This window comes from Williamsia sp. CHRR-6, assembly GCF_018474015.1.
Classification (GTDB): Bacteria; Actinomycetota; Actinomycetes; order Mycobacteriales; family Mycobacteriaceae; genus Williamsia_A.
Genome location: NZ_JAHCSG010000007.1, coordinates 75,848 through 96,195, shown reverse-complemented (window position 1 = coordinate 96,195; position 20,348 = coordinate 75,848). Strand labels below are relative to the sequence as shown.

The following is a 20,348-nucleotide window of genomic DNA, read 5'->3' as shown; positions in this document are numbered from 1 at the left end:
GTTCACAGTGGCCGGCCGTCGCCGCGAGGAGATGATCACTGACCGAGCGCAACCGGATGGCGGCGCGGATCGTGGTGATCACCTCGTCATCGGTGTCGATGACCAGGCTGGTGGTGATGTCGATCAGATCGTCGACAGCTGTGATGAACGCTCCCCCGTGCATGTGTACAAGTATACATGCACGGTTCGAACATGCAAGCGAATATCTGGGTTAGCGTTGGTGGTTGCGCCCTGTCTCAGGCGTGGCCGGTGCGCCGCCCCTGTCGACGGCGCTGTTCAGCCCACTCGACAGTGCACAGCTCAGCCAGCTTTCCTCGACTGCCATCCGAACATCCACATGAGCCAGAGCGGCACGGCCACGGCGATCACCGACAAGGCCGTAACCGTCACGATCGATGTCACCCGACCGGAGTAGCTGGAAGCCCACTCGAAGAACGCGAGCACGGCGACGATGCCGCCTCCGATGTCGCCGCTGGCGTCAATCCGTGCCGCCCACCATCGCGGGGTGGTTCGTGATGAAAACATCAGCACCTTCGACGCGCCCCGGGTTGCGGTGATGATGCCGAGCACCGCAAACAGCCACGGTGCGTAGTCCGACCACGTGCTGTTCATCGTTCCTCCTACATTCGGTTCAGGTCGCGATTGTCCGCGAAACTGAGCAAAGTTCTATCGGATGGGTACGACACGGTGTGCCTGCCTGGCTGCGCTGAGGCGCAATGTTTGACACATTTGTGCGGTGGCTGGTCTTCATGAGGTGATCGAGGCGTTCCGTGAGCGTGAGCGCAGCAACTCGGAGCGGGGTACTCGGTTCGAGGAGTTGATGGTTCGCTACTTCGAGCTTGACCCGACCCAGAGCCAGCAGTATCAGCAGGTGTGGCGGTGGGCCGACTGGCCAGGCCGGGGCGGTAAGCCTGATACGGGTATCGACATCGTGGCCCAGAACCGCGACACGGGCGACTACACGGCCATCCAGTGCAAGTTCTACGAACCCACGCACACGCTGCGCAAGGAGGACATCGATTCGTTTTTCACTGCCTCCGGTAAGGCGCCGTTCAGTAACAGGGTGATCGTCTCCACCACTGACCGGTGGGGCCGTAATGCTGAGGATGCGCTTGAGGGGCAACAGATTCCGGTGCAGCGCATCGGGTTGGCCGAGATCGCGGAGTCGCCCATCAACTGGGATGTGGCGTGGCCACAGGGTGAGCTGTCGATTCAGCTGTCGCCGGCCAAACGGCATGATCCGCGGCTGCATCAGCAGCAGGCCATCGACGCGGTGTTCGCCGGGTTCGCTGCGGGTCATCAGCGCGGCAAGCTGATCATGGCATGCGGTACGGGAAAGACGTTCACCGCGTTGAAGATTGCCGAGCGTACTGCCGCGGAGAACGGCGGTAGTGCACGCATTCTGTTTGCGGTGCCGTCCATTTCGCTACTGAGCCAGACGTTGCGGGAGTGGACTGCGCAGACCCGCACCGACATCCGGGCCTTCGCTGTGTGCTCGGACACCAAGGTGTCGCGGGCAGCGGAGGACGTGAGTGTGGTGGACGTGGCCATCCCGGTCACCACCGACGGTGCCACGCTGGCTGCGCATATGGCGCATCGCAAACGTGCCAGCGGGTTGACGGTCGTGTTCACCACCTACCAGTCGTTGCCTGCGGTGGCGGCCGCGCAGCAGGCCGGGGTAGACCCTTTCGATCTCATCATCTGCGATGAGGCGCACCGGACCACCGGTGTCACGGTGGACGGCGGCGACGAGTCGAACTTCGTGAAGATTCATGATGATTCGTTCATCACGGCGACCCGGCGGCTGTACATGACGGCTACGCCGCGCATCTTCGACGACGCGGTGAAGGAGAAGGCCGACGATCATTCCGCCGAGTTGGCGTCGATGGACGATGAGGCGTTGTACGGGCCGGAGTTTCACCGGTTGTCGTTTGGTGATGCGGTGGAACGTGGTCTGCTGACCGACTACAAGGTGATCGTGCTGACTGTCGACGAGTCGTTGGTGGCGGCGCCGATGCAGACGCAGTTGGCCGGCGACTTCGCGGAATTGCAGCTCGATGATGCATCAAAGATCGTGGGCTGCTGGAACGGGTTGGCCAAGCGGGCCGGGCACACTCCCGATGGCGACGGTTTCACTGCGGGGGCGCCGCCGATGGCGCGGGCGGTGGCGTTCGCCCGGGACATCGCCGCGTCGAAGCAGGTGGCTGAGGTGTTCCCGGCGGTGGTGGACGCCTATCGGGATCTGCTCGCCGAATCCGAGGACGGCGGCCAGCAGGTCGACGACACCAACCTGGGGTTGCGGTGCGAGGTCCGCCACGTGGACGGCACGTTCAACGCGTTGCGCCGCAATGAGCAGCTGTCGTGGTTGAAAGCGCCGGTTCCTCCAGGGGAGTGCCGCATCCTCACGAATGCGCGTTGCCTGTCCGAGGGTGTGGATGTGCCTGCGCTGGATGCGGTGCTGTTTCTGCATCCGCGTAACTCCGTGGTGGACGTGGTTCAGTCGGTGGGCCGGGTGATGCGCCTGGCCGACGGCAAGGATTACGGATACATCATCTTGCCGGTGGCGGTGCCCGCTGGGGTGGCGCCATCGCACGCGTTGGCTGACAACCGCCGGTTCAAGGTGGTGTGGCAGGTGCTGAATGCGCTTCGCGCCCATGATGACCGGTTCAATGCGATGGTCAATTCGATCGCACTCAACGCCGCCACCAGGGAAACGAAGGTGGGTAAAGGTTCTGACCGGTTGATGGGTGGGCACATCGGCCCGGTGGGCGATGACCACGAATCCGTCTCGGGCACAGACGAACAACCCGGGGCCGAGCAGAAGGAGCAGCGTGGCTCGGTGGCCAGCCAGATGGCGCTGTTTGCGTTGTCGGATTGGCAGGAGGCGATTTACGCCCGCATCGTCGACAAGGTGGGCACCCGCGTCTACTGGGAGCAGTGGGCGGCCGATGTGGCCGATATTGCTGCTGCGCAGATCGCGCGCATCAACGCGCTGCTGTCGGGGGCGTCGCCCACTGTGGGCGAACAGTTCGACAGGTTCCTGAAGGGTTTGCGGGACAACCTGAATGACTCGATCAGCCGTGATGATGCGATCAGCATGCTCAGCCAGCACCTGATCACCAAGCCGGTGTTCGATGCGTTGTTCGCTGGGCATGATTTCGCCGCTCACAACCCGGTGTCGATTGTGATGCAGCAGATGGTGGATGCGCTCAACGACACCAACCTGGAGTCGGAAACCGCTGGGCTGGAGAAGTTTTACGCCTCGGTGCGGGTACGGGCGTCGGAGGTATCGACCGCGCAGGGCAAGCAGCAGGTGATCGCCGAGCTGTACGAGAAGTTCTTCAAGGTGGCGTTCAAGAAACAATCCGACGCGTTGGGCATCGTGTACACCCCGGTGGAGATCGTCGACTTCATCATCCGCGCGGCCGATCACGTCTCCAAGGAGCACTTCGGCCGCGGCCTCACCGATGCCGGTGTGCACATTCTGGATCCTTTCACCGGGACGGGCACCTTCCTCACCCGGCTACTGCAATCGGGACTGGTCCTCCCCGGCGATCTGCCGCGCAAATACCGGAACGAGCTGCACGCCAACGAGATCATGCTGTTGGCCTACTACATCGCCGCAGTAAACATCGAAACCACGTATCACGCATTGACTGCCGCCGACGATGACGCCATCTATGAGCCGTTCGAGGGCATCGTGCTGGCCGACACATTTCAGATCACCGAAGACGGCGACACCATGGACGCAATCATGTTCCCGCAGAACAACGATCGCATCGTCCGACAACTCGAAGCGCCGATCAACGTCATCGTCGGCAACCCGCCCTACTCAGTCGGCCAGGACAGCGCGAACGACAACAATGCCAACCTGAGCTACCCGACGCTCGACCGTCGCATCGGCGACACCTATGCCAAGCGGTCGACGGGCACGAACAAGAACAGCCTGTACGACAGCTACTACCGCGCCTACCGGTGGGCCACCGATCGCGTCGGCGACAACGGCATCGTCGCATTCGTCTCCAATGGCGGCTGGATAGACGGCAACACCGCCGACGGCGTGCGGTTGAGCTTCGCCGACGAGTTCGCCCACCTCTGGGTCTACAACTTGCGCGGCAACCAGCGCACCGCTGGCGAGCTGTCCCGGCGTGAGGGCGGCAAGGTGTTCGGCGCTGGAAGCCGATCAACCATTGCCATTTTCATCGGCGTCAAAGACGCGACCCACGCGGGCCCATGCGAGATCCACTACCGCGACATCGGCGACTACCTCGACCGCGAAGAGAAACTCCGCATCGTCGAGGACAGCACCGTGGCAGGGGTCGACTGGCAGACCATCACCCCGAACACCCACGGCGACTGGGTAAGCCATCGCGACGATGAGTTCGGATCGTGGCCAGTCATCGGCCAGAAGAGTGGGGCCGGCCTCCGCATCTTTGGTTCCTACTCGTCAGGGCTGAAGACAGGACGCGACCCGTGGGTCTACAACTGGTCGAGTTCAGCCCTATCCGAAAGTATCGCGGAGATCCGAAAGCAGTTCGAAGCCGCAAGGGATCTGCTCCGCATGTTGGGTCCAGGAAGCACAAGCGACGACCTGCTCCGCAAACATCCGGAGCTAATCGGAACCGGGCAGATTTCCTGGAGCTCGAGCTTGCGCCAACAGCTCAACCGCGGTGACGATCTACACATCCGGAACGCCGCGTTCAGGCTCGGGGTGTATCGACCGTTTACTCCACACCACGTGTACTTCGACGCCGCCACCAGCGATAGGCGTTACCAGCTGCCGTCGATGTTCCCGACACCGCACCACAAGAACTATGGCATCGCCCTCACCGGACCCGCTTCGCACTTCGCCTTCACCCCGTTCATCACGGACGCAATCCCCAATCTGCACCTTCTCGACACTGGCCAGTTCTTTCCGCGCTTTACATACGAGCGCGTGGACGCCACCGACAGCGGTGAGCTCGACTTCGGCACGGCCGCAATCGATCCCGACGTTGACGAGCACGGGTACCGACGGCTCGACAACATCACCGACGAGATCCTGGCGGTCTATCGCACCGCGCTGGGCGACTCGGTGACGAAGGATCAGATCTTCTGGTCGGTGTATGGGCAGCTGCATGTACCCAATTACCGCGAGACCTATGCCGCTGATCTGAAGAAGATGTTGCCGCACATACCGACTCCCGACTCGCTCACGCGGTTCACACAGCTGGTTGAGGCCGGTGAACGCCTAGGGTACCTGCACATCCGGTACGAGGACGTCGACCCGTACCCGCTTGATGTGCAACTCAAGCCCGGCGCCGACGCGGGCGACCGGGAGACGTGGCGGGTGCAGAAGATGAAGTGGCGCAGCAAGACCGACCACACTGCGATCGTCTACAACCCGAAGGTGACCGTTGCCGGCATCCCCGCCGAGGCGGAGGAGTACATGCTCGGCTCACGTTCGGCACTGGCGTGGATCATCGACCGCTACCAGGTGAAGACCGACAAGGCCTCCGGCATCGTCAACGACCCCAACCTCTGGTGCGACGAACATGACGACCCCACCTACATCGTCGACCTCATCAAAAAGGTCACCACCGTTGCCATCGAAACCGTCCGCATCGTGAACACCCTCGATTGAACGGCATCGTTCCAACGCGGTTTCCGATCATCGATCTAGATCAGTGGATTCGGGGCGAACGGGAGACCGGGGGTAACGTCGCCAAACGCTGGTTCCACAGGGCGCCGGGCGAGCCTGGGTGGCTGTTCAAGATCAGAACGGTGAAGGAACTACCGCTGTCGAAGGCTCGGCAGGAGCGAGGGGACCAGCCCGATCTGGATATCGGCGGGCAAGATTGGGCCGAGAAGATCGCCGCCGAAGTCGCTGCGATGCTGTCCATCCCGGTGGTTCAGACGGAACTCGCGGTGGCGACCAGTCTGGAGAGCGGGATTCAGCAGCGCGGCTCGATCAGCCGCGACATGCGTCCGCTCGGCTGGGCTGGGTCTCCCGGCGCTCAGCTGCTGGGCGAGTGCGACGACGATTTCGATTCGGACACCTGCGCTGGGCACACACTCGACGCAATCGAGTCCGTCCTGCAGACCATCGCGGGACCACCCGACGATAGGTATGAATCCTGGTCTGCATTCGACGTTTTCGTGGGATACCTCACCCTCGACGCGCTGATCGCGAACACCGACCGGCATGCGCACAACTGGGCGGTGTTGAGTCGCGGACCAGAGCGTGCGCTTGCACCCAGCTACGATCACGGCCGTGCGTTCGGAAGTGGGCTGAACGACCGCACGCGCGCGACGATTCTGGAGGGGGACGCGCTCGCTCGGTGGTGTGCGCGAGGGGTGACCACCCGATTCGACGGTGGTGAAGCGCACACGATGCTGGCCTTTGCGGCGGCAGCAGCCGGGCGTTGCGGACCATCCGCGCGGCAGCACTGGCTCGAGCAAATCCATGGCCTTGACCTGGACCTGTGCGATGCTGTGATCGAGGCGGTACCGGAATTGTCAGGTGTAGCTCGTACCTTTGTGATGGAACTGCTCACAACCAACAGAAGGCGGCTGATTGATGGTCTCGACTGAGTCTCTGTCGCCGTCGGCCTTCGCAGACCCGACCACCGGCCTGGCCCGAATGATCGTGACCCGCCGATGTGCATCGGACCGTAGGTACGAAGCGATCGGCTACCTGAGCCGTGCCACCGGCCGCGACGGCTCGACCGTTTACGAGTTCGGCTACCTGCGGTCGGCCGCCGAACGCGGCATCGACCCGGTCATCGGGTTCTCTGATCTCACCAAGACCTACCGCTCGCCCCGGCTGTTCCCCAGCTTCGCCGAGCGCGTGATCAGCGCCAAGAGGCCAGACCGAGGTGTGTACCTACGCGGGTTGAGCCTGGATGAAACAGCCGACTCGTGGGAGATTCTCGGTGCCTCAGGTGGGCACCGTGAGGGTGACCCCATCGAGTTGATCCCGCTTCCGACCTATCAGCGCGGCGGGCAGACTACGGCGCACTTCCTTGCTCACGCTGTGCGGCACCTCGAGGGTGCCAGTGATGCCATCGAGCAGCTGGCGCCACATGAGGCCCTTGGGCTGCGCCCCGAACCGACCAACCCAAAAGACCCGACGGCGATACAGGTCACCTCCGGCAACCAAGCCGTCGGCTACGTGCCGGCACCACTGACTGAATACGTTCATTCCGTGATCGACAGCGGTGTGCCGTTCTTGCTGTCGGTCGTGCAGGCCAACCCTGCTCAGACTCATCCGCACCTTCGCCTGCTGCTTCGCTTGGAAGGCGGGTGCAGCCGCTTTGTGTTCGATGAGCCGCACTGGCGAATGGCGTAAGAAACGCGGAGCCGGTGGCGAATTCAGGCGGTGGAAGCATCGGCGCATAGTCCGGCGAATACTGCGATGCACTCTGAATCAGGAAGAGCCGCAAATGTCTCGACGACTATTAGCTGAGTCTGCGGACCTCGTGTCCTCTAGTTAGATTTACAGTTGTATGGATCGTCGAGGGGGTCGGTCGAGAAACCTGCACGCCGTTTGATTTCGGTGAGAACGTCCTCAGGCAGGCCGTCTTGCGGTTTCGGGTTCCGGTATTCGCCGAGTATCTCTATCCTTCCGCAGCCCTGATAAGCTGAGTTGTCATTGACGACATAGGTGTCGAAGTGCGCGACCAGGTTACCCTTATTCATTATATATTTGTTGTGGTAATGCTGATCGGGCCGGGCGCCTGCAACCCAGCCGTCGGTAGTCATCTGGGCCATTATCTGCGCACGGTAAGCCATGGGATCGATAGGCTGCTCGAAGATCAGAACCAGGTCTCCGGCGAAAGGCCCGTGGCCGTCATCGGTGCCCGACTCGTAGTAGAGCATTGCGCTTTTGAGCTTCAAGTTGTTACCGCGTACGGCGTCGATTGCGGGCTCGAGCACTTGGCTGCGTGTTTCAGCGTCTGTCATCGGGCCTCCTGGTATGGGGGTGGTGAAGTGCTTGGATGCGTCGCATCCGGCTACGCCGACAACCGCGGAGACAAGCACAGAGAGCAGGAATACGTGTGCCGCACTGCGGACGAAGGTCGCGCGTGTCCGGCGCGTATCAACGCGCATGTCGGTGGTTAATGGCGACATCTTAGGTCATCAATTTGGTCTGGCCGCCCGGCAGCCAGCTGGTCATCCAATTCCCACGGATCCACCTCAGCTAACCCGATCAGCTCGCCGATGCTGAGGTTGGCAAGACTTGGCGGTGTCACTCTCGAGGCCCCGAACGTTTGATGTCTTCGTCAGATCGTTCGTCTGCGCTGACCAGATCGGTCGCATTGGTTCGCACACGGCCCGAGATGTCGGTCAAACCCTCGGAGTGGGCCTTGAGGTTCGAAACATGGTCGGCGTGCGCCGAAGCGAGCTTTGCTGCCGCAGTAGTAGCAGCGGACCACAAACCAAACATCTCCGGCTGGACCGTGGCTGCGGCAAGCGATGACGCTGCGGCATCGACGTGTTCGCCGGCTTCTGATGTTCGATCAGCACCGAGGTGCAGGCGGGGGATGTCGGCGTACATTAGGGGACTCCGTTCGTTCATTCGTATGGTAGTGGGCCGCGCACGCAACGCCCACCCGGCGGCGCGGTTCCGCCCCGCTCAGGAGGTGTTCAGCGGGGGATACGTGCCTCCACAGGTGCTTTGTCGCCGCTGGTGTCGAGGTTCAAGCCACCGACGACGGCGGGTGCGGCTTCGCCTTGGTCGCCGATGATCTCCTCGCCGTTCTCCTTGGACTGCAGATATCGGGCCGCTTTGTGAGCCTTGTCTTCGCTGCCACTGCCGGCACCGCGTCCGCCCATCGGGGCACCGGCGGCGCCGGGTGTCCCCGGGGTGCCGGCTCGTGACTGTTGCAGGGCTGCCTGTTCGGCTGCGGCCATCCGTTCGGCCTGGCCCATGGAGCCGGCCCGTGCCGCCAACGCCTTCTCAGCTGCGGCGGCTCCGCCACCAAGGCCACCGCCACCTCCGCCTCCACCCATTTTCGATGCTGCTGCCCGGGCTGCGGCTGACTTCTCCGCTAACTTCATCGCGTTTGCGGCTGCGGAGCGGGTGGCTGCGCTGCGAGCTGCTGCGTTGCCAGCGCCAGGGAGGCCGGCCGTGGAACCCGCTCCGGCCGCACTCTTTCCAGTCATCTGTGGTGTGGGCGCTCCGGTCGCGGGCGGGGTGGTGGGTACTGGAGTGCCTTTGCCGCCCTGCGTTGGTCCAGGCGTGGGCGCTGGGCCGGTGAGTTTGGTAGCGCCGGGCTTGGTCGATGAGCTAGTGCCACCGCTGGGACCACCCGGGCCGGGGCCTGATCCCGTTGGCGTCGGCCTCGAAGCGGGAGTAAGCGTGGCCGCTGGCCGTGCGGGTGCGGCTCCCGGTACGGGCAGCGGCGCACCCACCGGAGATTGCGGATCGGGAATGGCGCGCAATCCGAACTGGGAGATCTGCATGGTGCTGGGATTCCACCGGCCACTCATGTAGTCCCGTGCCTGCTGCTGAAGGCGCTGCACTGCCGCCTGTTGCGCGGCGATGGCGGCTGGTGCGAGCGGAGTCACCGACGCCTGAACCAACTGTTGCTGCTGCAACGTGGTGAGCTGATCGTTTAGTGTTCTGAACTGGGTCTTGGAATTAGAAACTAGCTCGTGCCATTTCCACACCTGTTGGCTGTTTTGGAATGTCTGCTCAGCCATCTTCTGGGCCGAACTCGCAAAGTCCGCCAGCGCCGGCTTGATCTTCTCCTGTGCCGTGCCTGTCCAGGTACCGTCGGAGAGGAGCTTTTGTGTTTCCTTGTCGAACTTTGTGATCACGGCGTTGAGGTTTCTCGCAAGTGCAGTCCACCGCTGGGCCAAGACAAAGAGGGAAGGCGTGTCGGCTCCGTTCATGGCCTGGTAGCCCTTCGCGATCATGTCAGCTGCCAGCAGTTCGTATTGCCAGGTGTTGGGGAATGCTTCCGACGCGGTGCCCCCGGTCACTGCGGGATCGCCGTCGAATGGCTCCGGATAGGAGTACATCGTGTGCCCGCCGTCTTCAACGACCAAATCATCGTATCCACGGGCACAGTCGGTTGTCGACGCGAGAGCCCTCGCGTTGTCGGCATCCTGGTCTGTGATCCGCAGACCCGCTGCTCGAACTGCCGCTGCGACATCGGAGAACTGTCCCTGCAATCGAGTGATTCCATCAATAAGCACTTGAGCCAAATCCTGGAGGGCGTTCTGGATGCTTGTAGCGGATATGAAGGATCCGGCGTTTCCTGCCTTGGTCAACAAGCTGGCATCGGTTACCAGTTGGGCAACCGAGTCCCGGGCTGCATTGCACTGCCGGCACACGGCGCGCGCGGTCTCAGGTGTGAACGTCATCGCGGTGTCGGACTTCAGCGTGTCCCATGTGTTCTGATCAGGCAATGCTCCTCCTAGAGTCGCAGCTGGTATGGCTTAGACGGAAGGTATGGAAGTATCTTCTTTGCAATCTCTACTATTCCGTCGCACGGGTCGGCAACAGCCTGTCTTGCTGAACCGACATTAACTGAGGCAGTACCATAAAAGGTACCCCAGTCGAGAAAGCAATTTTGCAGGAGCTCAACGTTAGTCTTGGGAGAAATGTACACCGTACCGATGACGTTGCGACCGAGGTCGACTTTGGAATTGACAATTTGATTACGACTGGGATCTGTCGAAGAAGAGATGTTTTGGGCATAGAGGCCGGCGCTTATCGAGAGTTGAGCGCCATTTTCCTGCGGGACTCCATACATGTTGCACGATTGGAAGAGTTCGGAGCTGCCATCGAATCCCGTCTTCTTGCGGATCATTCCAAGCTCTTTCATCAGCGAGTCTGGAATGAACTTGCACACATCGGGCATGCGGTTGAAGTAGGGATTCTTGCCGGGTGGGTATTCCATCACCACACCAGTCATGTCCTTGGTGGAGTTGACATCAGCGGGCGAGTCCTTGGCGACGCCACTGACCGGGCTGTCGGGGGCGTTGTCACCCGACGATCGGGGTGACGATTCAGAGCAGGCGGCAAGGAGCAGCACCGCCATCAGCACTACGATTACTCGTTTCATGGTCGGTTTCGTTCCCACTTTCTACCCTTCCCCGGATGGGGAATCGTATTGTCGCCGTGCGGCATTTACCACTCGGTTGATCAGTTTGCCCAAGGCTACGTCGGTGACGCCCATGGCGGCTCCGTCGGAATTGGCGAGGATAGCCAGTGCGTAGCGGCCATCATCGGGTACGTCGGCCACGTGCACCTCGGCTGTCACCGGTTTGCGGGGGTCGGAGGCTGAACCAACCCGAATCGTGAGGACAGCCCCGCCGCGCAGAGCGATCTGTCCGAACGCGGCTGCCGCAGTGTGCCGCGACGCGCTAGGCGCGACAGTAAGCGTAGGCACCTCGGCGATATTTTCTATCTGCACCGGAACCTGATGGTCGGCTGGAAGCCGGCCTGGTCCGGGAGACGCAGGTAACGCTCCCACCAGACTGGCCGACCAGGCCGGAAAGTCGACGCGCCGGATGTGCACCGGCCCGCCGACCGACAAGTTGGGGCTAGGTTGTTGCACGGCAATGTATGCGTGCGGTGAGGCACCATGCCATCCGGAATGAACCTGCACCCCGACCATTTTGGGCGATGTCGCGGTGGCCCAGCCACCGAGGATGCCTATCGAGTACAGCGGGCTGGCCAACGCGGAGACCGCAGCCCGCTGAGGCGCCGAAAGCTGCGTGCGAAACTGCTCACGCGTCTCCTTCTCCGCCCTCAGCTGCGTCTCACCATTGGGGTACGGGGTGTCGCCGGCCAGGGCGAATCCGCGCGGATATTCGGTGGTGTCGAACGCTTCCCACAGCAGCCGAAACTCGTCGGTGGTGAGCACCCACGCCTGGCCATCGTGGGCGCTCATTGTGCCGCTGCCCTGGTGATCTGGTGTTCCCATTGGTCGACTGCGGCGTTGTAGGTGCGGTCCACCTCGTCGCGAACGCGGCGATGATGCATCTCGCGTTGCACCACGGACTGGGCCAGCAGCACCAATGACTGCAGCTGGGTGTCGATCTCGACCCAATCACCTTCGAGAATGGCCAACTGGGCGCGGCACCGCCGCACGCCCGTGGCGATCGCCTCGATGAGCGCCGCGCAATCGTCGGCGCGCCTGGCCAAGGAACGCATGGCAGAGAGCACAAGGCTCGCCAGTGACAAGTCGGGCGCCGAGTGGGCCGTTGCACGGGCCCAGTCGTCGGCGACCACACCGATGTCGGTGGCCACGCTGCGCCACTGCTGCGCTGAATCGGCGAGATCGGCGCTATCGACGGAATCGACCGCCGCGCGATACTCGCGCGGGCCCCGACCGTCTCGCGCGAAACCGATACCCCGCACACCCAAAGGGGGCAACGCAACGGTGTGCTCGTTGGTGCCTGAGGTGAGCCTGACGCTCAGTGAGCTCAGCTCACGAGCAAGACCCCCCCCCCTGACGTCATCAGCGCTTGTGTCACGCGTGCGGCCGCCGGAAGGCGTCCCAATTCAGGAGTCGGAAGTGCCCTAGCACGCAGTGACAGGCCGTTGAGCTCGCGCGCAATCCATGCAACAGCGGCGCTATGCGATCCCGACTCGCTGCGCACTGACACGTCCTTTCCACCGGATCGTTCACTCTGAACCTTATCGACACCTTGGACGGCGCAACGGCCGCTGTGGTTCCACACATCTTATCCAGCCCGCACGGCCGTGCGACGGCGCCGCCGATGCTGGTGTGTGCCCTGTCGCAGGCGGGGCCCGTGCGTTGTACTACGTCGAGTGGGCGGAAAATCGTCGTCGACTGGGCGGCAAAAGGCGCCTCCCACTCGACGGCGCTGTTCCACCCACTCGACAGGTGCTGTTCCACCCACTCCGACGTCGCTCTTCCTCATACTCGGCTAGCGTCTGATCATCATCGGGAGTCGACGACAGGAGCGCGGCATGGGGTATCCGGAGAACATCCTCGCCGATGGGGAACACGTGGTGCTGCACAAGCATCCGCACTGGAAGGCGCTGGTGGTGCCGACCCTGATCTTCCTGGTGGCCACCGCGCTGGCCGGGGTGGGTGCGGGCTATGTGGTGGGTTCGGATCTGGGTCAGACCACCAAGGTGGTACTCGGGTCGGTCATCGCCGCACTGTGGCTGGTGATCAGCGTGTGGTTCTTCGGGCGCCCGTTGATATCCTGGCGCACAACGCATTTCGTGCTCACCGATCGCCGGGTCACGTTCCGTAACGGCATCATGACCCGCTCGGGTATCGACATCCCGCTGCAACGCATCAACTCGGTGGAGTTTCGGCACGGGCTGGTGGACCGGATGTTGCGCACCGGCACCCTGATCATCGAGTCGGCCTCAGACGACCCGCTGTCCTTCGATGACATCCCGCAGGTGGAAAAGGTGCATGCGCTGCTCTACCACGAGGTGTTCGACACCGATTCCGGCGGTGGATCTGCTGCGCGGGCATCCGGCGCGCCACGCTGAGCCACCCGGTGGGACACCTGTCGCCCGCAGCGGGGTCACGCGCCGTAGATTGAGCCGGTGACCGACGTACTGCTCGCCGAGGACGACGAGGCCATCGCAACGCCGCTGGCGCGGGCGCTCGTCCGCGAAGGCTACGGCTGCGAGGTGGTGACCACTGGTCCTGCCGCACTCGAACGCGCCCACGACCCCCGCTTCGAACTGCTCATCCTCGACCTGGGACTGCCCGACATCGACGGCCTCGAGGTGTGTCGTCGCGTGCGGGGTACACGCCCGACACTGTCGGTGATGATGCTGACCGCTCGCACCGACGAGGTCGACTTCGTGGTCGGACTCGACGCCGGGGCCGACGACTATGTGGGCAAACCGTTCCGGTTGGCTGAGTTGCTGGCCCGGGTACGGGCCTTGCTGCGGCGAAAGCACGGCGCCGACGTGATCCTCGAGGCCGGTGACATCCAACTCGACACCCGAGCCCGCCGGGTGGTGGTGGCCTCAGGCGAGGCCACCCTGGCCAACCGCGAGTTCGACCTGTTGCGGTTCCTGATGGAACGCGCCGGGCAGGTGGTCACCCGCGAGGAGATCCTCTCCGAGGTCTGGGGATCGGCCGACCTGCGGTCATCGAAGACGCTGGACATGCATGTGTCGTGGCTGCGTCGCAAGATCGGCGACGACCACGAAGGCCAACGCAAGCGGATCGTCACCGTGCGTGGGGTGGGTTTCCGCTTCGATCCCGAATAGCCCATCTGAACCATCCCAGCGACGAGAGGCCGTCATCCGGTGCGCAGGCGAATCCTGCAGTCCATGTTGGCCATGGTGCTCGGCATCGGTGTGCTGCTGGGTGTACCCCTGGGGTTCACCGCCTGGTGGTGGGTGGACGAGATGGGTCGCCAGGATCTGCGTCAGCGGCTGGACCGGGTGGCCGAGGAGCTGCTGCGTCAGGAAGACGCGGGCCGGGTGGCCTCGACAGTCGACGTGGCACCGTTTCGACTGCTGTTGCCCGCCGATGCGCATCTGGAACTGCAGTACCCGACCGCGTCGGGTGCCACCGCGCGCACCTCGGTGGGTGACCCGGTGCAGGGTCCCCAGGTGAGCGAGTCGATCGCGCTCGGCGACTCCGGGTCGATCACGATGCGGATTCCGCGCAATGCGGTACGCGCCGAACAGTGGACGGCGATCGGAACGGTGACGTTGGCGGTGATCGCCTCGGTGCTGGCCGGCACCGTCACCGCTGCCATCACCGCCAAGCGGTTGGCCGACCCGCTCGAAGACCTCGCCCAGCGGGCCGGGACGATGGCGCAGGGCGACTTCCACAGCGCCTGGCGAACCCACGGCATCGCCGAACTGGATCGGGTGTCGACCGCGCTGGAGGTGGCCAACCGGGAGATCGCGACCCGGCTGCAACGCGAAGGCGAGATAGTCGGCGAGGTCTCTCACCAACTGCGCAGCCGCCTCACCGCCATCGCCTTACGCCTCGACGAGCTGTCGTTGCACCACGATCCGGGCGTGGTCGCTGAGGCCGAGGCCGCCCACGAGCAGGTGCAGCGTCTCAGCGGTGAACTCGACGACCTGATCGCTGCCTCGCGGGCGTCGTCGTCGCGACCTCGACACCCCATCCGGGTGCGCGACACCCTCGACCCGGTGATCCGCGACTACACCAACCTGTTCGCCGAGGCCGACCGAGAGATCGAGGTGCGCTACCGGGGCGCCGACGTGGCCTACGCCACCGCCAGCCGACTGCGGGAGGCGGTGAGCGTGCTGCTGGACAACGCACTGCGCCACGGCGCCGGATGCTGCCGGGTCGAGGTGGACGTGGCCGACGGGTCGGAGCTGGTGCGGGTCAGTGTCGGCGACGACGGGGAGGGCATCGACGACGCGGTGGTGCCGCTGATCTTCCGTCGCGGATTCTCGGCCCGCGGATCGACCGGGCTGGGGCTGTCGTTGGCGCGCGCGCTCGTCGAGGCCGACGGCGGGCGGTTGGATCTGACGACCCGGCGGCCACCGACGTTCACCATCCTGGTCCCCAACCGTCCGGCGACGCCGCGCGTCACCGCGCCCCGGCGGGTCGAGCCGCGCTGAGCTCAGGCAGCCGAGCCGGGGACCGGGGTGCTCGCGCTCTTGTCGAGATCGACCAGTGGGTGTGCTCGCGCCGAATGGTCGAGCTGGGGCGTGAGGTGGTCCAGGACGACCTGGCCGGTCGCGTAGGCCTCGATCTCGGCGGCCTCGTTGCCCTGGGTCTCGGGGAAGGCGAACTTGCGCAGCGCCCAGAACCGAAACGCCATCTGCAGCACGTTGCCGATGAGGTATCCCAGGACGAAGTCGATGACGACGAGGCCGGCCACGCTGGCGTGGTTGCGGATGTCGAAGAGGTTGTTGGCGATGAACAGCGGCGCGGCCTGCAGGACCACGCCCATGCCGCTGATCACGAAGAACAACAGTGCCTCGTGGTGGGTCTGGCGTCCGCCGCGGTTCTTGAAGGCCCATTCCCGGTTGAGCACGTAGCTCAGCATGGTGGCCAGGCATCCCGAGAAGACCTTGGCGATGACGGGCTTGGCTTCGAGCACCGTCAGGCTCAGCGAGTAGAAGATCGCCATGTCGAAGATCATGGTTGTGCCACCGACGAGTGCGAACTTGATCAGCTCGTGATGGCGCTCGGCGAGCCGTGCCAACGGCGCCGGAAGGTGGGCGATCAGCCCATCGATAGACAGCACAAGGGAAGAGTCTACGAAAAGATCACCGATTTGCTCTTTTCGAGACGCCGAGAATTGCTCATCTCACACGTGTACAGCCACGCCGACGATCGCCACTGTGCTGTTCGCGGCGGGTGTCGCGGCAACCACAGCTCGGGCGAAAGCCGCGCGCGGACTCGTGACACCATTGCGTGCTGTGACTGCAGATTCACCGTCCTCGCTGGTGCCACCCGCCGTTGCCCGCACCGGTCTGCCCACCGTCGCGATGATCGGCGGTGGACAGCTGGCTCGGATGACCCATCAAGCCGCGATCGCGTTGGGCCAGCGATTACGTGTGTTGGCTGCCTCCGTCGACGATCCGGCCGCGTTGGTGACCTCCGATGTGGTGCTCGGTTCCCACACCGACCTGGCCGACCTGCGGCGTGTAGCCAACGGTGCCACCGTGGTCACCTTCGACCATGAGGGGGTACCGGTCGAGTTGCTGGAGGCGCTGGTGGCCGACGGCGTCGACGTGGCGCCGCCGCCGACAGCTCTGATCTACGCGCAGAACAAGTCGATGATGCGGGCACGGCTGGCGCAGATGGGGTTGCCGATCCCAGCGTTCGCCGACCTCGACGGCGACGACGCCACGGCGGTGTTGGAGACGTTCGGCACCCAGCACGACTGGCAGATCGTGCTCAAAGCTGTCACCGGTGGATATGACGGTCGCGGGGTGTGGATGCCGACCGACGCCGACGAGGCTCGCGACGTGCTGGCCCGAGCTCAGGAGAGCGGCACGGTGCTGGTGGCCGAGCAGAAGGTCGCGATGCGCCGGGAGCTCTCGGCCATGGTCGCCCGGTCCTCGTTCGGACAGGGGGCGGTCTGGCCGGTGGTGGAGACGGTGCAGCGCAACGGACAGTGCGCGGTGGCCATCGCCCCGGCCCCTGGACTGTCCGATCACCTGGCGCAAGCGGCCGAGGGGATCGCTCTGCGGCTGGCCGCCGAACTCGGTGTCATCGGGGTGATGGCGGTGGAGATGTTCGAGACCCTCGACGGTGAGCTGCTGATCAACGAATTGGCTATGCGCCCCCACAACAGCGGCCACTGGAGCATGGATGGCGCGGTGACGAGTCAGTTTGAGCAGCATCTACGCGCAGTGTTGGACTATCCGCTGGGTGACACCCGCGCCCGTGCGTCGGTGACGGTGATGGCCAACATCCTGGGGGCGGCGCAGGCGCCGGAGATGTCCATGGACGAGCGACTGCATCATCTGATGGCGCGGATGCCGGACGCCCATGTGCATCTCTACGCCAAAGGTGAACGGCCCGAGCGCAAGATCGGTCACGTCAACATCGTCGGTGATCCGGCGCGCCCAGCCGACCAGGCGTACGTGGCGCAGGTGCGCGAGCGGGCCGAGCGCGCTGCGACCTGGATGTCGACGGCCCAGTGGACCGACGGGTGGGATCCGCACGGCGAGTCCGCAACGACGACAGGAGAATTGGCATGAATCAGCCGTCCGGACCCCGGGTGGGTGTGATCATGGGCAGCGACTCCGACTGGCCCACCATGGAGGCCGCCGCGCAGGCGCTGGTGGAGTTCGAGATCCCGTTCGAGGTCGGGGTGGTCTCCGCGCATCGCACCCCGCGACGGATGCTCGACTACGCCACCAGTGCGGCCGGGCGGGGCATCTCGGTGATCATCGCCGGAGCCGGTGGGGCAGCGCATCTTCCGGGCATGGTCGCCTCGGCCACGCCGCTGCCGGTGATCGGGGTGCCGGTGCCGCTGAAACATCTCGACGGCATGGACTCGCTGCTGTCGATCGTGCAGATGCCTGCGGGGATCCCGGTGGCGACGGTGTCCATCGGCGGCGCCCGTAACGCAGGCCTGCTCGCGGTGCGGATCTTGGCCGCGGGCGACCCGACGCTGCAGCAGCGACTCGTCGCGTTCGCCGAGAGCCTCGAGCAGATGGTGCTGGCCAAAGACGAAGCGTTGCGGCGCAGCCTGATCGGAGAGTGACCGTCGGACTGCGGTGATTGCGGTTCAGTCGGTGAGCAGTCGGCTACGGAACAACTCGAGCACGTCGTCGAGCGCAGCCCGGGTGGGCTGACCCGGTTCATCGACGAGACATTCGGTGAGCACCGAGTGGTTCGGGATGAACGAGTCGGGGTTGGCCGAGGAGTCGGGCAGCTCGACGGCGACGAAGGCGTCGCCGAGTTGCTCGGACAGCCAGGCGAAGCGTTGCGGCGGGCAGGTGTTGTCGCCGGCGAACCGTAACCCTATCACGGTGAGATCGCCGGCAGCGCAACGGGTTTTCACTTTCGCAAGGTCGTCGGGTGAGATGTCGATGGCGGCGCGGCGGCTCGCGGTGATCGGGAACGGCAGCGATGGTTGCGACAACACCGGGGCCAGCAGCCGGTCGTCGGTGGCCATGGCCAGAGCGAAGCCGCCGGTGAAACACATACCCACCGCCCCCACGCCAGGCCCGCCGCAGCGATCGTGTTCGGCGGCGGCCAGCGCGCGTAGCCAGGTCACGATCGGCGAGGTGCGTCCGGTGGCCAACACGGTGAACTCGCGGCTGATGCACGCGGGCACGATGGCTCGCGCCAGAGTGCTCACCTGCGACAGCACCGGGATCGCACCGGCGCTCAGCCCCTTGCCGTCGGTGCCGAACAGGTGGGGTACCACCGCGGTGCATCCGATGGCAGCCACCCGGCGCGCGAAGTCGGCGACGGCCGGGGTGATGCCCGGGATCTCCGACATCACCACCACCGCCGGACCGCTGCCCAGGCGATACACCGGCGCGGTGCGACCGTGCGCGGAGAACTCGATCTGCTCGAAGTCGGCGAGGGTGTCGGTGCTCATGCGGTCATCTCTCTGTCGTGCGGCGGGTTCTCCGGGTGAGGACCACATTGGCAGATCCGGCGCGCCGGCGAGCGATTGCGGTCCAGGTCACAGCCCGACCTGGCTCGGTTACCCGCGAGTAACTGTGTTCGTCGGCGGGCTACCATGAGAGACGACAGCCCACGGTTTTTCGAGGAGATGACATCCATGTCCGGTAACGCCGACTTCGATCTGTTCCAGCTTCCCGACGAGCACGTCGCGCTCCGTGAGGCCATCCGAGACCTCTCCGAGAAGGAGATCGAGCCCTACGCCGCCGAGTGTGACGAGAACTCGCGTTTCCCCGAGGAGGCGCTCAAGGCGCTCAACGCGTCGGGGTTCAACGCAGTGCACGTTCCTGAGGAGTACGGCGGGCAGGGTGCCGACTCGGTGGCGGCCTGCATCGTCATCGAAGAGGTCGCGCGGGTGTGTGCGTCGTCCTCGTTGATCCCGGCGGTCAACAAGCTCGGCACCACGGGGCTCATCCTCGCCGGTTCCGACGAGCTGAAGCAGCAGGTGCTGCCTTCGATCGCCGAGGGTGAGATGGCGTCGTATGCACTGTCTGAGCGGGAGGCCGGTTCCGACGCCGCGGCGATGCGTACCCGGGCCAAGGCGCAGGGCGATGACTGGGTGATCAACGGCACGAAGGCGTGGATCACCAACGGCGGTAAGTCGAGCTGGTACACCGTCATGGCCGTCACCGACCCGGACAAGGGCGCCAACGGCATCTCGGCGTTCATGGTGCACAAGGACGACCCCGGCTTCAGCGTGGCCGGGTACGAGCGCAAGCTCGGGATCAAGGGTTCGCCGACGGCTGAGCTGCACTTCGAGAACTGCGTGGTGCCGGGTGACCGCATGATCGGTGAGCCGGGAACCGGCTTCAAGACCGCCCTCAAGACCCTCGACCACACCCGCCCCACCATCGGGGCACAGGCCGTCGGCATCGCTCAGGGTGCGCTCGACCAGGCCATCGCCTACATCAAGGACCGCAAGCAGTTCGGCAAGTCGATCAGTCAGTTCCAGGGCGTGGAGTTCATGGTCGCCGACATGGCGATGAAGATCGAGGCCGCCCGGCTGATGGTCTACTCGTCGGCCGCGCGCGCTGAGCGTGGCGAGCCGGATCTGGGATTCATCTCGTCGGCGTCGAAGTGTTTCGCCTCCGATGTGGCGATGGCGGTGACCGTCGATGCGGTGCAGCTCTTCGGTGGCGCGGGGTTCACCCGGGACTTCCCGGTCGAGCGGATGATGCGCGACGCCAAGATCACGCAGATCTACGAGGGCACCAACCAGATCCAGCGGGTCGTGATGTCGCGCGCGCTGCTGCGCTGAGCTCG

19 protein-coding genes are annotated in these 20,348 nt (G+C 64.3%); 9 read left to right on the top strand and 10 right to left on the bottom strand.

The features are described from left to right. Positions 1-300: 300 nt before the first annotated feature. Positions 301-570, bottom strand: coding sequence for a hypothetical protein (locus tag KIK15_RS17140; RefSeq protein WP_214245954.1), 270 nt, complete (start codon positions 568-570; stop codon positions 301-303). A 166-nt stretch (positions 571-736) separates the two neighbouring features. Here KIK15_RS17140 and KIK15_RS17135 point away from each other — a divergent pair, with 166 nt between their 5' ends. From KIK15_RS17135 to KIK15_RS17125, 3 genes are all read left to right on the top strand, one after another. Further along, positions 737-5,623, top strand: coding sequence for a DEAD/DEAH box helicase (locus KIK15_RS17135; RefSeq protein ID WP_214245953.1), 4,887 nt, complete (start codon positions 737-739; stop codon positions 5,621-5,623). A gap of 140 nt (positions 5,624-5,763) precedes the next feature. Then, a complete protein-coding gene (locus tag KIK15_RS17130) occupies positions 5,764-6,573 on the top strand; it encodes a hypothetical protein (protein WP_307851951.1) in 810 nt (269 codons plus the stop codon). Then, positions 6,560-7,330, top strand: coding sequence for an HIRAN domain-containing protein (locus KIK15_RS17125; RefSeq protein ID WP_214245952.1), 771 nt, complete (start codon positions 6,560-6,562; stop codon positions 7,328-7,330). Before KIK15_RS17130 ends, KIK15_RS17125 begins: the two co-directional genes overlap by 14 nt. A gap of 137 nt (positions 7,331-7,467) precedes the next feature. Here KIK15_RS17125 and KIK15_RS17120 read toward each other — a convergent pair whose 3' ends face one another. The 7 genes from KIK15_RS17120 to KIK15_RS17095 form a co-directional block, all read right to left on the bottom strand. Beyond that, positions 7,468-7,944, bottom strand: coding sequence for a hypothetical protein (locus KIK15_RS17120; RefSeq protein WP_214245951.1), 477 nt, complete (start codon positions 7,942-7,944; stop codon positions 7,468-7,470). Between the two features lie 155 nt (positions 7,945-8,099). Beyond that, complete coding sequence (locus KIK15_RS18930) at positions 8,100-8,234, bottom strand: hypothetical protein (RefSeq protein ID WP_374222874.1); 135 nt, start codon at positions 8,232-8,234, stop codon at positions 8,100-8,102. Continuing rightward, complete coding sequence (locus KIK15_RS17115; RefSeq protein ID WP_214245950.1) at positions 8,231-8,539, bottom strand: DUF2563 family protein; 309 nt, start codon at positions 8,537-8,539, stop codon at positions 8,231-8,233. The genes KIK15_RS18930 and KIK15_RS17115 overlap by 4 nt, the downstream gene beginning before the upstream one ends. A gap of 89 nt (positions 8,540-8,628) precedes the next feature. After that, complete coding sequence (locus KIK15_RS17110; RefSeq protein ID WP_214245949.1) at positions 8,629-10,398, bottom strand: hypothetical protein; 1,770 nt, start codon at positions 10,396-10,398, stop codon at positions 8,629-8,631. An 8-nt stretch (positions 10,399-10,406) separates the two neighbouring features. Next, positions 10,407-11,057, bottom strand: a complete 651-nt coding sequence (locus tag KIK15_RS17105) for a hypothetical protein (protein WP_214245948.1) — start codon at positions 11,055-11,057, stop codon at positions 10,407-10,409. A gap of 21 nt (positions 11,058-11,078) precedes the next feature. Further along, a complete protein-coding gene (locus KIK15_RS17100) occupies positions 11,079-11,888 on the bottom strand; it encodes a hypothetical protein (protein WP_214245947.1) in 810 nt (269 codons plus the stop codon). Further along, complete coding sequence (locus tag KIK15_RS17095) at positions 11,885-12,229, bottom strand: hypothetical protein (protein ID WP_214245946.1); 345 nt, start codon at positions 12,227-12,229, stop codon at positions 11,885-11,887. The genes KIK15_RS17100 and KIK15_RS17095 overlap by 4 nt, the downstream gene beginning before the upstream one ends. Positions 12,230-12,934: 705 nt before the next feature. Between KIK15_RS17095 and KIK15_RS17090 the strand changes: the two genes are divergently transcribed. The 3 genes from KIK15_RS17090 (at position 12,935) to KIK15_RS17080 (ending at position 15,547) form a co-directional block, all read left to right on the top strand. Then, positions 12,935-13,474 carry a PH domain-containing protein gene (locus KIK15_RS17090; protein ID WP_214245945.1) on the top strand — a complete coding sequence of 180 codons (540 nt, stop codon included), beginning with the start codon at positions 12,935-12,937 and terminating at the stop codon, positions 13,472-13,474. Between the two features lie 57 nt (positions 13,475-13,531). Further along, positions 13,532-14,209 carry a response regulator transcription factor gene (locus tag KIK15_RS17085; protein ID WP_214245944.1) on the top strand — a complete coding sequence of 226 codons (678 nt, stop codon included), beginning with the start codon at positions 13,532-13,534 and terminating at the stop codon, positions 14,207-14,209. Between the two features lie 63 nt (positions 14,210-14,272). Continuing rightward, entirely contained in the window at positions 14,273-15,547 is a 1,275-nt protein-coding gene (locus tag KIK15_RS17080) for a sensor histidine kinase KdpD (RefSeq protein WP_250324887.1), read from the top strand. A gap of 2 nt (positions 15,548-15,549) precedes the next feature. Here KIK15_RS17080 and KIK15_RS17075 read toward each other — a convergent pair whose 3' ends face one another. Continuing rightward, positions 15,550-16,179: a GtrA family protein gene (locus KIK15_RS17075; protein WP_214245942.1), complete on the bottom strand. Its 630-nt coding sequence runs from the start codon at positions 16,177-16,179 to the stop codon at positions 15,550-15,552. Positions 16,180-16,354: 175 nt separating this feature from the next. Here KIK15_RS17075 and KIK15_RS17070 point away from each other — a divergent pair, with 175 nt between their 5' ends. After that, positions 16,355-17,644 carry a 5-(carboxyamino)imidazole ribonucleotide synthase gene (locus KIK15_RS17070; protein ID WP_307851950.1) on the top strand — a complete coding sequence of 430 codons (1,290 nt, stop codon included), beginning with the start codon at positions 16,355-16,357 and terminating at the stop codon, positions 17,642-17,644. Next, positions 17,641-18,153: a 5-(carboxyamino)imidazole ribonucleotide mutase gene (gene purE, locus KIK15_RS17065; RefSeq protein WP_214245941.1), complete on the top strand. Its 513-nt coding sequence runs from the start codon at positions 17,641-17,643 to the stop codon at positions 18,151-18,153. The genes KIK15_RS17070 and purE overlap by 4 nt, the downstream gene beginning before the upstream one ends. Before the next feature lie 24 nt (positions 18,154-18,177). On the opposite strand, the gene KIK15_RS17060 is transcribed toward purE, so the two are convergent. After that, positions 18,178-18,999 carry a dienelactone hydrolase family protein gene (locus KIK15_RS17060; RefSeq protein WP_214245940.1) on the bottom strand — a complete coding sequence of 274 codons (822 nt, stop codon included), beginning with the start codon at positions 18,997-18,999 and terminating at the stop codon, positions 18,178-18,180. A 186-nt stretch (positions 19,000-19,185) separates the two neighbouring features. Here KIK15_RS17060 and KIK15_RS17055 point away from each other — a divergent pair, with 186 nt between their 5' ends. Further along, a complete protein-coding gene (locus KIK15_RS17055; RefSeq protein WP_374222875.1) occupies positions 19,186-20,343 on the top strand; it encodes an acyl-CoA dehydrogenase in 1,158 nt (385 codons plus the stop codon). Positions 20,344-20,348 lie beyond the last annotated feature (5 nt).

What these genes read in the sequence shown, in the direction of transcription:
- KIK15_RS17125 (WP_214245952.1), top strand. Translation starts at nt 6,560, where the DNA reads ATGGTCTCGACTGAGTCTCTGTCGCCGTCGGCCTTCGCAGACCCGACC.
- KIK15_RS17120 (WP_214245951.1), bottom strand. Translation starts at nt 7,944, where the DNA reads ATGACAGACGCTGAAACACGCAGCCAAGTGCTCGAGCCCGCAATCGAC.
- KIK15_RS17115 (WP_214245950.1), bottom strand. Translation starts at nt 8,539, where the DNA reads ATGTACGCCGACATCCCCCGCCTGCACCTCGGTGCTGATCGAACATCA.
- KIK15_RS17105 (WP_214245948.1), bottom strand. Translation starts at nt 11,057, where the DNA reads ATGAAACGAGTAATCGTAGTGCTGATGGCGGTGCTGCTCCTTGCCGCC.
- KIK15_RS17100 (WP_214245947.1), bottom strand. Translation starts at nt 11,888, where the DNA reads ATGAGCGCCCACGATGGCCAGGCGTGGGTGCTCACCACCGACGAGTTT.
- KIK15_RS17090 (WP_214245945.1), top strand. Translation starts at nt 12,935, where the DNA reads ATGGGGTATCCGGAGAACATCCTCGCCGATGGGGAACACGTGGTGCTG.
- KIK15_RS17080 (WP_250324887.1), top strand. Translation starts at nt 14,273, where the DNA reads ATGTTGGCCATGGTGCTCGGCATCGGTGTGCTGCTGGGTGTACCCCTG.
- purE (WP_214245941.1), top strand. Translation starts at nt 17,641, where the DNA reads ATGAATCAGCCGTCCGGACCCCGGGTGGGTGTGATCATGGGCAGCGAC.
- KIK15_RS17060 (WP_214245940.1), bottom strand. Translation starts at nt 18,999, where the DNA reads ATGAGCACCGACACCCTCGCCGACTTCGAGCAGATCGAGTTCTCCGCG.
- KIK15_RS17055 (WP_374222875.1), top strand. Translation starts at nt 19,186, where the DNA reads ATGTCCGGTAACGCCGACTTCGATCTGTTCCAGCTTCCCGACGAGCAC.